Genomic DNA, 12,508 nt, shown 5'->3' with positions numbered 1-12,508 from the left:
CATGAGTCGCTCGGTGCTGCTCGCCGTGCTGTTGCTGGGGCTGTCGCTCGTCAATCTCGCCTCGGCCGCGACCTGCGATGTCGAGCTGGACCCTCCCGTGCGCCTCTTCGAGGACCCTACGGCGAGCTTGACCGCCGACCAGGTGCTGGCGTTGCCGGCGTCGGCCTTCGACGCCGCGAGCGCACAGCGCCTGACCCTCGAATACAGCCGCTCCGCCTACTGGTTGCGCTTCGAACTGGACAATCCCGGCGAGCACGAATGCCTGCGCTGGCTCACGGTGGGCGAGCCGCGCCTGCAGGACATCCAGGTGCATATCCGCCGTGGCGACGCCTGGCAGACGCTGCGCGGCGGCAGTGCCTACCCGCTGGAGCAATGGACGGTGGTGGACCGCCAGCCACGTTTTCCCATGACGCTGGCCGAGGGCGAGCGGGTCGAGGTGCTGGTACGGGTGGCCAGCGACTCGCTGATCATCCTCGAACCGCGGCTGTGGTCGGACGAGCTGCTGCTGGAACGGTGCCAGTCCCTCTACCTGGCCGACGGCATCACCCTCGGCATCGTGCTGCTGGTGGTGCCCTTCAGCCTGATTCTCGGTCGGATCATGGCGACGCCATTGCTCATCGCCCATGCCGCGGCGGTACTGACCTATATCCTGTTCACCTGCGTGGTCAACGGTTACCTGATCCTCTGGCCCGCGGCGGTGCCCTGGACGCAGACGATCAGCACGTGGCTCAGCATCCTCTCGTTCGCCTGTTTCCTCGGTTATGTCAGGCTGCTGCTCGGCGTTCGTCATCTGCCCAGGGGCTGGGGGTTTCTGTTCGGTCTGATCCTGCTCAGTTACATCGGCGGGCAAGTCTGGGACTGGCTGGGTCACGCCCCCGGCGGACGCTTGTATGTCGAGTGGACCTTGCGCCTGACCCTCTACCTGGTGCTGCCGGCCACGCTGCTGGCGGCCTGGTTGCATGGCGTGAAGTTGCGCTGGATGGCCTGGGTGGTGCCGGCGCTGTTCCTGGTGCAGTTCGCCGTGCGCCATCTGCTGTCGCTGGATCGGCTCGTGCCCTGGCAGTCGCGGGACAGTTTCCTCAGCCTGGCGTCGACCCTGCCCGGCGTGCTGCTGCTGGTCTGCACCCTGGTCACCGAGGTCGTGCTCGTCCGGCGCCGGGAGCAGCGCGCCCTGAGCGAGCTCGACGAGCAGCGTCGGGCCGAGCACGAGCGCCTGGAAAGCACGGTGGCGACGCGCACCGCGCAGCTGCGCGAATCGCTGCGCGCGCGCAGTTCGCTGATGGCGCGGATCAGTCACGATCTGCGTTCGCCGCTGGTCAGCATCATCGACTATGCGCGCCTGCTGCGCAGCCAGCCGCAACCCGACTACCCGCACAAGATCGAGCGCAGCGCGCGCCAGCAACTGGAATTGATCGACGAACTGTTGGAGTTTTCCCGGGGTGAGTTGCAACAACTGGAGCTCACCCTGGCGCCGGGCTACCTCTATGGCTTCCTGCGCGAGGTGGAGGAGGAGGGACGTTTTCTCGCCACGCGCCAGGACAACCATTTCGAATGCCTGTTCGCCGCGGATCTACCGGCTATCGTGCAGGCGGATTTCCGCCGCCTGCGCCAGGTATTGCTCAATCTGCTGGGCAATGCCGCCAAGTTCACCCGCCATGGGCGCATCACCCTGGAGGTCAGCAGCGTGCCCGGGGCGGTCGGCGAATGCGTGGAGCTGTGTTTCCGGGTCAGCGACAACGGTATCGGCTTCGCCCCGAGCGAGCGGGACAACCTGTTGCAACCCTTCCGCCGCGGCAGCAACGTCGGCCAGGTCCAGGGTAGCGGCCTGGGCCTGTCGATCGTGACGCAACTGCTGGGGCGCATGGGCAGCGAGCTGGAGATCGACAGCCTGGAGCAGGGCGGCAGCCGTATCGGTTTCCGCCTGCGCCTCACACCGGCCAGCGAGCACGAGCTGGACATTGGGCTGCGCGACAGTCATGCCGGGGTCGCGCCGCAGGAGAGCCACTGCATCCTGCTGGTCGACGACGTCGCCTTGAACCGTGAGTGGCTGTACGACCTGTTGAGTGGCTATGGTTTCGAGGTGCTGCTGGCCGCGGACGGTCAACAGGCGCTCGAGTTGCTCGAACAGCAGGCGGTCGATCTGGTGATGACCGATCAGATGATGCCGGTCATGGATGGCTGGACCCTGTTGCAGCGCCTGCGCAGCGAGCGGCCGGGGCTGCCCGTGCTGCTCTATTCGGCAACGCCGGCGCTGCATCCGGCACACCTGCCGGCCGATCTGGCATTCGATGGCGAGATACTCAAGCCGGCCGATACCGGCCAACTGCTGGATCGTATCGGCGCCTTGCTGCACGCGAATGCGCCGGGCGGCGGCGATGAAGCGGCGGGCGCCAAACCGGCTTCCAGGGTCTGTTGAGGTTTCCGCACGACCGCGCCGGAGCCCTGCGGCTTGCGCTGAAACCTCAACAGACCCGAGCTCATGGTGCCCATGTTCCGACAGGGTGATTGCGTTATCTTACGGAGCCTGTGCGTCCTCGGCCTTTGCTGGGGCGGACGGCGTTTTGGCCGGCACGGATGAAAGGCGGGAAAAGTCGACGACAGCGAGCCTCCGATCTACCCGGGAGCGTTCGATGCGTATAAGAACAACGAGGTCAGCCGTGCTGTTCATCATCGTACGCCGGAGCGTCTGCCGCGCAGGTTCGATCTGGCTGTTGTCCCTGGCCGGGCCGGCGTTGGCGACGCCATTGCCCGACGATTCCGTCTGGCTGCTCGACGCGATCAACGTCAGCGCCCGCCATCGTGAAGAGCCGGCGCAGCAGGTGCCGATCGCCATCGATGTGCTGGATGACGAGCAACTCGGCAGCGCCGGCCTGTATCGGGCCGAGACGCTGGCGCAGCGCATCCCCGGCCTGATGTTGACGGCGCCCAATCCGCGCTATGCCGCTTACGGTATCCGGGGCCTGGGATCGAGTTCGGCGAATGACGGGCTCGACGGTAGCGTGGCGCTGTTCGCCGATGGCGTGTACCTGGGACGCCAGGGCATGTCGCTGCTCGATTTCGGCGATATCGAGCGGGTCGAGGTGCTGCGTGGGCCGCAGGGGACGCTGTATGGCAAGAACTCCACCGCCGGCGCCATCAATCTGCTGAGCCGGGCACCGAGCTTCGTCAGCGAAGGGCGCGCTGAGGTAAGCCTGGGCCAGGACGGTCTGCGCCAGTATCGCGCCAGCGTCTCCGGGCCGCTGGTCGAGGGCGTGCTGGCGGCACGCCTGAGTGCTTATGACCTGGTGCGTGACGGCGCCATCGACAATCGCTACAACGGCGAAAGCCTCGGCGAGGAGGATCGCCAGGGGGTGCGTGGCCAGTTGCTGTGGACGCCCGGCGAGCGTTTCAGCGCCCGGCTGATCGCTGAGTACGCCGGGCAGGACGAAAGCGCCGTGCTCACCGCCAGCCAGTTCAGCACGGCGACCCGTCAGCGCGCGGCTTACCTCGGTTACTCGCTGTTGCCGGTCGCCCCCTATGCCCGGCGTGTGCAGCACAACGAGCCCAACGACCTGGAAACGCTGCAGCGCGCGCTGACCCTGCAACTCGATGGCGAACTGGACAATGGCATGACCCTGACCAGCATCAGCGGTTATCGCGACTGGGTCTACGATGGCGAGCAGGACGCCGACGGCACGGCATTGTCCGTGGCCCGTTCCGCGGCCCGGCTCGATCATCACCAGTTCAGCCAGGAGCTGCGCCTGGCGCAGGCGTTCGGCGAGCGGTTCGATTACGTGCTGGGCCTGTACTACCTGCGCCAGCGCCTGCAGCGCCAGGTCAACGTGGCTTTTGGCGATGATGCGGCGGCGTACTTTCTTGGCGATCGCCCGGAGACCGCCCAGCTCGGCATCACCCCGGCGATGATTCCGCCATCGTTGTTGCAGGGCGCGCGCCAGCGCTTCGAGGGCGAGCAGCATAGCGACAGTCAGGCGTTGTTCGGCCAGTTCACCTGGCGCCCCAGCGAGCGCCTGGCCATCACCCCGGGCCTGCGCTACACCCGCGAGCGCAAGCGCGCCAGCATTACCCGTGCGGTGTCAGGCCTGGCGCCGCTGGGGCCGGATCCGGTGTCGCAGCTCGGGGGCGCGCTGCTGCGCGATATCACCCTTGGCGGGGACTATGCCCGCCGCAACCGGCTCGAAGAGCACAATCTGTCCGGCCAGCTGGCGTTCAGCTATGCGTTGAGCGAGGGCGTGGTCGGCTATGCCAGCTGGTCGTGGGGCTACAAGGCCGGCGGCATCAACCTCGACGTGACCCGCGCGCATGTCGCCCCGGTGTTCGGCAGCGAGCGGGCGACTTCGCTCGAGGTCGGCCTCAAGGGTCTCTGGTGGCAGGAGCGGCTGGCGCTCGACGTGGCGCTCTATCAGACCGACGTCGAGGACTACCAGGCGCTGAGCAACAGCGCGCCGGCCAACGACCTCTCCCCACCCCTGCGCGATAACCTGATCAACGTCGGTCGGGTGCGCTTGCGTGGCGTGGAGCTCGACGGGCGCCTGCGGGCCAGTGAGCGGGTGCAGCTGCGCCTGGGCATCGCCTGGAGCGATGCCCGCTATCGCTCGTTCGACAACGCCCCCTGTGCCCCGGAAAGCGGGCAGTGGTCGTGCGACCTGGCGGGCAAGCGCTTGTTCAACGCGCCACGCTGGAGCACCACGGCGGGGCTGGATTACCGGCGCCCGCTGGAGCACGGCCTGGAGCTGTTCGCGGCGCTGGATCACAGCTGGCGCAGCGGCTACTACGGCGCGCTGGAAAGGGGCGCCGGCAGTTACCAGTCGGCTTACGGGGTGAGCGATCTGCGCCTCGGCATGGGCCGTGCGGATCAGCGCTGGGTCGTCGAGCTGTGGGCCCGCAACCTGTTCGATCAGCGTTATGCCAGTGCCGTCTACGCCACCCTGGGCTCTGGCGACTACGCCGTGCTGCCGGGCGACGCGCGCACCCTCGGCGTGACCTGGCGCGGGCGTTACTGATCGGGCCACGCCGCTTCCGCCCCGGCCGCTGGGCGTCGCGTTCGCGGCCGTAGCCACGCTGAGGTTGTTCGCCCCGGCGGCATCAATCGCTTGGGAAAAGTTCCCGTCCTCCACCCGATCGCGCGGCGTCCAGCACGTGCGCGACAGGCTTTTGCCGTCCGCTGCGGCAAAGGTGCTCGTTGCGCCGGAACCTGCTTCCTTCTGCGTTTCAGCCCGGTCCGGCGATGGCCGACCTTTGCCGGGGCGCCATTTCGTTGCCTGAGCGAGACACAGATTCCCGGCCGAAGCTCTTCTTCTGCCGCGCGGCGCTCCCTACATTGCCTGCCGTTCAGGAGGGTTCCTGCGGTGTGGCAGGCATCGTGAGGGAGAGGGCCCATGGGCCAGGGAAAGGCTGCCGCGCTCCGCTCGGTCACTTGCCGCTGCCAGTTGTCCTGGCCTGCCGCCACTCACCCTTCTAGCCGTTTTTTCGCGGGCGCCCGATGCCCACCTCCGGTGGCCGTACGGCGCCCCGGGCCGGCCTGCTCTCGTCATGGTACGGCGACATCGCCCATACCCAACGCCCCAGCCCAGTGCCGGGAACACATCATCGAGCACTCAGACTGCTTAGAGGACGTCATGCACATAGAATCCCCGTTCGCCAAACTTGCCCTCGCCATCTGCATCGGGCTTGCGCCCGTGGCGGTAACCGCTGACGAGCGACAGGACAACCTGCTCGCCGTGGTGCAGGAGACCCTCGAGTTCAACCCCGAGCTGCAATCGCGCCTGGACGCCTTCCAGGCGGCGACCGAAGACCGTCGCGAAGTGTTCGGCGGCTATCTGCCCTCGGTCGACCTGAGCGCCTCGGCCGGCCAGGCCAACCGGCAGTTCGACAACCGCAGCGATTATTCGCGCAATTACGCGGAGATTTCCCTGACCCAGATGCTCTTCGACGGCTTCCGCGTACGCCACGCCCTGTCGCGCGCCGAGCACACCAGCCGGGTGCGTTATTACGAATTGCTGGACGAGGCCGAGAGCAAGGCGCTGGAGGCCAGCGAGGCCTACCTGGGGGTATTGCGCCACCGCGAACTGGTGACCCTGGCGCAGAACAACGTGGCCAACCACCAGCGGGTGCAGGAGCGTGTCGGCGAGCGCGCGCAGAGCGGCGTCAGCAACCGCGCCGACCTGCAACAGATCAATGGCCGCCTGTCCCTGGCGCGTTCCAACCTGATGACCGAGATCGCCAACCTGCAGAGCGTCACCGCGCGCTTCCAGCGCCTGGTCGGGCGGACCCCGGCCGCCAGCCTGGCCGTTGTCGACCTGCCAAGCGCGCGCGTGCCCGGCGGCCTCGAGGAGGTACTCAAGGCCGGTTACGCCAACAACCCGGCGCTCTACGCCGCCTTCGAGAACACCCAGGCCGCCGAGGCCGCTTTCGGCGAAGCCAAGGCCAACCGTTATCCGACCTTCGAGTTCGGCGCTCGCCAGGGCCTGTACAAGAACAACAACAGCTTCGACAACCGTACCGATCCGGACCCGTACGGCAATGAGAGCCTCATCGAGTTGCGCGCCCGCTACAACCTGTTCCGTGGCGGCAGCGACCGGGCCGCCGAGCGCGCCGCCCAGCGCCGCATCGGCCAGGCCGAGAGCCTGCGCGACAAGGCCTGCGTGGATCTGCGCCAGACCGCCACCATCGCCCATGGCGACGTGCTCAACCTGGAGCAGAAACGCACCTCCCTGGCCGCCCACCGCGAGGGCGCGGCCAACGTGGTGGTGGCCTACCGCGAGCAGTTCGACATTGGCCGCCGCTCGCTGCTCGACGTGCTCGACTCGGAGAACGAGGCCTTCCAGGCCGAGCGCGCCTACGTCGATGGTGAGTATGACCTGCAGATCGCGCGTCTGCGCACCCTGCACAGCATGGGCCGCCTGTTGCAGACGCTGGCGGTCGCCCGCGAGGCGATCCCGACCCTGGACGACATCAACGCGTCGCCGGTTGCCACGGCTTCCAGCCAGTATTGCTCCAGCGTTCCCGGTGGCGCCCTGGACATCCAGCAGTACCTGCAGCCGACCAGGGCCGAGGAGATCCTCGACCTCAGCGGCGACGCGCTGTTCGACAGCGGCAGTGCGCTGATCAAGACGGATTCGCAGGCCAGCCTGCGGCGCTTCGTCGAGCGCCTGCTGCAGCAGGGCCAGCTGCGCGCCCTGAGCATCGTGGGCCACACCGACAACAGCGGTTCCGCCGGGCTCAACCGCGAGCTGTCCCTGGCGCGCGCCGTGGCGGTGCGTGATTTCCTCGTCGCCAACGGCGTGGACGCCGCGCTGATCAGTGTCTCGGGCGCCGGTGCCGAGCGCCCGGTGGCCAGCAACAACACCGTGCAGGGCCGTGCGGAAAACCGCCGCGTCGAACTGCACGTCAACCGCGCCCGCTAGCCTTCCCACACTCCACCAGCAGGAAGTCCCATGGACGCTTTGCCCGACGATCCCCTGAGTGCCTGCCTGCTCTGGCTGGCCAGCGCCAATGGCACCACCACCAGCCGCGATGCCCTGGTCGATGGCCTGCCGCTGGTCGACGGGCGCCTGACGCCATCGGTGTTCGCCCGGGCCGCGGAACGGGTATGGATGACCACGCGCCTGAGCCAGCAGCCGCTGGAGCGCCTCAATGGCCTGCTGTTGCCCTGCGTGGTGCTGCTGGAGGGCAATCGCGCCTGCCTGCTGGCGCGCATCGACCTGGCCGGCAAGACGGTGCGGGTGTTGTTGCCCGAACTGGACATGCAGCCCCAGGAACTGCCGCTGGATGACTTTCGCCAGCGCTATGCCGGCATCGCCCTGTATTGCCGTCCCGCTTTCCGCCTGCAGGAACAGGCCACCGTGGTGGATGTCGAGCAGGGCCACGGGCACTGGTTCTGGAGCGTGATCAGGGCCAACCGGCCGCTGTACCGGGACATTCTCGTCGCGGCCTTCTTCATCAACCTGTTCGCCCTGGCCATGCCGCTGTTCGTGATGAACGTCTACGACCGGGTGGTGCCCAACCACGCCACGGAGACCCTCTGGGTGCTGGCGCTGGGCGCGCTGATCGTGGTCTGCGCCGACCTGGCCCTGCGCCTGTTGCGCAGCTGGTTCGTCGAACTGGCGGCGAGCCGCGCCGACATCCAGCTGTCCGGACGCATCATGGAGCGCATCCTCGGCATGCGCCTGGAGCACGGCCCGGCGTCGATCGGCTCGTTCGCCTCCAGCGTGCAGTCGTTCGAGTCGGTGCGTTCGTTCATCGGCTCGATGACGGTCACCGCCCTGATCGACCTGCCGTTCTTCCTGCTGTTCGTGGTGATCATCGTGCTGATCTCCTGGGTGATGGCCATTCCGGTGCTGCTCGGCGCCGCCCTGATCATCCTCTATGCGCTGTCCGTGCAGGCGAAGATGCAGCAGCTCTCCGAGGTGATGAGCAAGGCCAGCGCGCAGCGCAGCTCGGGCCTGATCGAAAGCCTGAGCACGGCACAGACGCTGAAGAGTTTCAACGCCAGCAGCCGCATGCAGAGCGGCTGGGAGCAGTCCACCCGGTTCCTCAGCGGCTGCTCCGGCAAGCTGCGCATGCTCGGCGTATCGGTCGGCGCCGGGGCCTCGTGGATCCAGCAAGTGGTGTCGGTGAGCCTGCTGGTGGTCGGCGTTTACCTGGTGATCGACGCGCAGATGAGCCAGGGCGCGCTGATCGCCGCCTACATGCTGTCGTCCCGGGCCATGGCCCCGGTATCGCAGACCGCCTCGCTGCTCACCCAGTACTACCAGGCGGCCACGGCGCTGGCGGCGGTCGAGCAGATCATGGGTAACGAGCAGGAGCGGCAGGTCGGCAAGCAACTGATCAGCCGTGGCAAGCTGCGCGGCGAAATCGAGCTGCGCAATGTCAGCTTCCGCTATCCCGGCGAGCAGCGCGATGCCCTGAGCAATCTGTCGCTGCACATCCGCGCCGGTGAGCGGGTGGGCATTCTCGGCTGCGTCGGCTCGGGCAAGAGCAGCCTGGAAAAGCTCATCCTGGGCCTGTACCGGCCCAGCGCCGGCAGTCTGCTGATCGACGGCGTGCACATCGAGCAGCTCGACCCGGCCGAGCTGCGCCGCAACATCGGCTACATCCCCCAGGACATCCAGCTGCTCAGCGGCACGGTGTACGACAACATCACCCTGGGCTGCGAGCGGCCGGGCAACGATCGCCTGTTGCAGGCGATTCACGTCTCCGGCCTGAAGAACCTGATCGGCAGCCATGCCGACGGCCTGGCCATGCCCGTGGGCGAGGCCGGCAGCCGCCTGTCCGGTGGGCAGCGGCAGACCATCGCCGTGGCCCGCGCAGTGATGGCCGACAGCAGCATGTTGCTGTTCGACGAGCCCACCAGCGCCATGGACAGCGCCCTGGAAAACCACGTCAGCAAGGCCCTGGGCCAGTTCAGCCAGGGCAAGACCCTGCTGCTGGTGACGCACCGCACCAGTCTGCTGCACCTGGTCGATCGGCTGGTCGTCATCGACGGCGGTCGGATCATTGCCGATGGCGCCAAGCACAGCGTGTTGCAGGCATTGGAAAAAGGCAGCCTGCAGCGGGTGGCGCAATGAATGACGGCAACCTGGCGCAGGCCGCCGAACAAAAGCAACTGGAGCAGCAGGCGTTCGAACGGCTGCACGCCTTGAGCGCCATTGGCGCGCACGGCCGGCGTGGCGTCGATCGTCTGTTCCGGCCCTTCTTCGCCGCCTTCGGCAACGGCTCGCGCAACTGGCAGGGCGATGCCGAACAGGCCCTCGACGGCCAGCGGGTATTGCGCGCGCGCGGGCTGCTCTACGGCATCGCCCTGAGCGTCGCCCTGCTGCTGCTGTGGTCGGCCTTCGCCACGGTGGACGAGGTGACCCGCGGCGAAGGCAAGGTGATTCCGTCGCGGCAACTGCAGGTGGTGCAGGCAGTGGATGGCGGGGTGGTCGAGGCGCTGTTCGTCGAGGAAGGGGCGACGGTGCGCAAGGACGACCTGTTGGTGCGCATCGATCCGACCCGCTTCGTCGCCAGCTTCCAGGAGGGCAGCGTGCGCATCTTCGCCCTGCGCGCCAAGGTCGAGCGCCTGCTGGCGCTGATCGATGACAAACCCTATCAGCCGGCCCCCCGTGATGAGCTCAGTACGGAACAGGCGCAGGTGCTGGACCAGGAGCGGAGTTACTACCACGAAAGCCTGAAGGAACTGGATCAGCGCCTGTCCATCGCCCGCGAGCAGCGCACCCAGCGCCAGCAGGAGCTCAGCGAGGTGCGGGCGCGGCTGCACGCCGCCGAGCAGTCCTACCGGATGTCGAGCCGCGAGTTGAGCGTGACCACCCCCCTGCTGGCCTCGGGTGCCGTCTCGGAAATGGACATCCTGCGGCTGCAGCGCGATCAGGCCGCCGCCGATGGCGAGCGGCGCCAGGCCGCGGCCCGCAGTCGCCAGATCGAGGCCAGCATCCAGGAGGCCGAGGCCCGCCTCCGCGAGGTGGAGCTCACCGCGCGCAACCAGTGGCGTGCCGAGCTCAGCGAGGCCACGGCGCAACTCAACAGCCTGGACAAGAACATCAACGGCCTGGCCGACCGGGTGAAGTTCTCGGAGATCCGCTCACCGGTCAACGGCACCGTGCAACGGGTGCTGTTCAACACCATCGGCGGGGTGGTGCAGCCGGGGCATGCGGTCATCGAAATCGTGCCGAGCGACGACCGCCTGCTGGTCGAGGCCAAGGTCTCGCCCAAGGACATCGCCTTCCTGCGTCCCGGGCTGCCGGCCACCATCAAGCTGCATGCCTACGACTTCTCCATCTACGGCGGGCTCGAGGCGACGCTGCAGCACATCAGCGCCGACACCATCACCGATGAGCGCGACAACACCTTCTACCTGGTGCGGGTGGTCACCCGCGACAGCGAGTTCGCCGAACGCCTCTCGGTGATCCCGGGCATGACCGCCCAGCTCGACATCATGACCGGCAAGAAAAGCATTCTGGCCTACCTGCTCAAACCGGTGCTGCGCGCCAAGGCCAATGCCTTGAGCGAGCGCTGAGAACGAATTTTGTCCATGCCCGTAACCGATTGGCATGAAAGTCCTGTAACGAGGTTCCTATGACTACTCCGGCAACCGTTGTATCTCTCGTGGGTCAAGCCTGGGCCCTGACCGCCACCGGCGAGCGTCGCGAACTCAAGGTCGGCGACCGTCTGAACAGCGATGAAATGCTGATCACCGCACCCGGGGCGCAGGTCGACGTGGATTTCGCCGACAACCGCCAGTTGAGTTTCATCGGCCAGCAGCAGGCCGTCATCGATGACGCCGCATCGCTGACCCGCGGGCCCGAACGCGAGGAGACGCCAGGCCCGCAGCCGCTGGAGCCAGGGGCGCCGGCCGAACCGCGGCAGGCAGACAACGAGCGCCCGGAGACCAGCTTCGAAGGCCACAAATTCGTCCATCTGGTGCGCATCGGCGAAATCATCGAGGCCGACGGCATCACCCCGGTGACCGTGGCACGTATTCAGGAACTGCTGCGCCCACTCGGCATGACCCTGCCCGAGCGGACGTTCGAGCGCGACTGGCGCGTCGAACACCGTGGCGGCGAGCGCCATGAGCCCGCTCCGGCCATCCGCACGCCCGGCGTACGCGTGCAGTTGCTGGACGCGGGCGACGATGGTGTCTACAACCAGGCGGAAATCGGCGCGGACGGCAGCGTACCGGCGCTGATCACCCTGGATGACCAGGTGCGGGTGGGCGACGTCCTGCTGGTGACGGACGGCAATGGCAATGAACTGCTCAACCGGCCGGTGACCCAGGACGATCTGGATAACGGCGTACGCATCGAAGTGCCGGTCGTTGCCGGCCAGCCCCAGGTCGACATCGCCGCCAGCGTGACGACGCCAGCCGGCGTCGGCGGCTCGGATCACGACAGCAAGCCGGTGGATGACCAGGTCCCCGGGGTCGCCGTCGAGCTGCAGGGCGCGGGCGAGGATGGCGTGTACAACGCCGCGGAGATCGGCGCGGACGGCAGCGTACCGGCGCTGATCAGCCTGGATGACCAGGTACGGGTAGGCGACACCCTGGTGGTGCGCGACGGCAATGGCAACGAACTGCTCAACCGGCCGGTGACCCAGGCCGACCTGGACAATGGCGTCACCGTGCAGGTGCCGGTCGCCCCGGGCCAGAGCAACGTGGAGGTGAGCGCGACCATCACCGACCCGGCGGGCAACAGCGGCTCCGCCCATGACGACAAGCCGGTGGATGACCAGGTCCCCGGGGTCGCCGTCGAGCTGCAGGGCGCAGGCGAGGATGGGGTGTATAACGCCGCGGAGATCGGCGCGGACGGCAGCGTACCGGCGCTGATCAGCCTGGATGACCAGGTACGGGTAGGCGACACCCTGGTGGTGCGGGACGGCGATGGCCAGGAACTGCTCAACCGGCCGGTGACCCAGGCCGACCTGGACAATGGCGTCACCGTGCAGGTGCCGGTCGCCCCGGGCCAGAGCAACGTGGAGGTGAGCGCGACCATCACCGACCCGGCGGGCAACAGCG

General features: G+C 67.6%; 6 protein-coding genes. All 6 read left to right on the top strand.

Features of this window, described 5'->3' with window-relative positions:
- The first annotated feature begins 1 nt into the window (after position 1).
- Positions 2–2,416, top strand: coding sequence for a hybrid sensor histidine kinase/response regulator (locus DNK34_RS21485; RefSeq protein WP_131176952.1), 2,415 nt, complete (start codon positions 2–4; stop codon positions 2,414–2,416).
- A 241-nt stretch (positions 2,417–2,657) separates the two neighbouring features.
- Positions 2,658–5,000, top strand: coding sequence for a TonB-dependent receptor (locus tag DNK34_RS21480; RefSeq protein ID WP_242675366.1), 2,343 nt, complete (start codon positions 2,658–2,660; stop codon positions 4,998–5,000).
- Positions 5,001–5,615: 615 nt separating this feature from the next.
- A complete protein-coding gene (locus DNK34_RS21475; RefSeq protein ID WP_165496977.1) occupies positions 5,616–7,403 on the top strand; it encodes a TolC family outer membrane protein in 1,788 nt (595 codons plus the stop codon).
- A gap of 30 nt (positions 7,404–7,433) precedes the next feature.
- A complete protein-coding gene (locus DNK34_RS21470; protein ID WP_131176955.1) occupies positions 7,434–9,566 on the top strand; it encodes a type I secretion system permease/ATPase in 2,133 nt (710 codons plus the stop codon).
- Positions 9,563–11,014 (top strand): HlyD family type I secretion periplasmic adaptor subunit, encoded by a 1,452-nt coding sequence (locus tag DNK34_RS21465; protein ID WP_131176956.1) that lies wholly within the window; start codon positions 9,563–9,565, stop codon positions 11,012–11,014. The genes DNK34_RS21470 and DNK34_RS21465 overlap by 4 nt, the downstream gene beginning before the upstream one ends.
- A gap of 89 nt (positions 11,015–11,103) precedes the next feature.
- Positions 11,104–12,508: hypothetical protein (locus tag DNK34_RS21460; protein WP_244216330.1), on the top strand; the 1,405-nt coding region annotated here is incomplete at its 3' end.

The sequence above is a fragment of the Phytopseudomonas dryadis genome (genome assembly GCF_004327355.1).
Lineage (GTDB): Bacteria > Pseudomonadota > Gammaproteobacteria > Pseudomonadales > Pseudomonadaceae > Aquipseudomonas > Aquipseudomonas dryadis.
Note: the sequence above shows the minus strand (reverse complement) of the source record. Positions and strands in the feature narration are given on the sequence as shown.

What these genes read in the sequence shown, in the direction of transcription:
- DNK34_RS21485 (WP_131176952.1), top strand. Translation starts at nt 2, where the DNA reads ATGAGTCGCTCGGTGCTGCTCGCCGTGCTGTTGCTGGGGCTGTCGCTC.
- DNK34_RS21475 (WP_165496977.1), top strand. Translation starts at nt 5,616, where the DNA reads ATGCACATAGAATCCCCGTTCGCCAAACTTGCCCTCGCCATCTGCATC.
- DNK34_RS21470 (WP_131176955.1), top strand. Translation starts at nt 7,434, where the DNA reads ATGGACGCTTTGCCCGACGATCCCCTGAGTGCCTGCCTGCTCTGGCTG.
- DNK34_RS21465 (WP_131176956.1), top strand. Translation starts at nt 9,563, where the DNA reads ATGAATGACGGCAACCTGGCGCAGGCCGCCGAACAAAAGCAACTGGAG.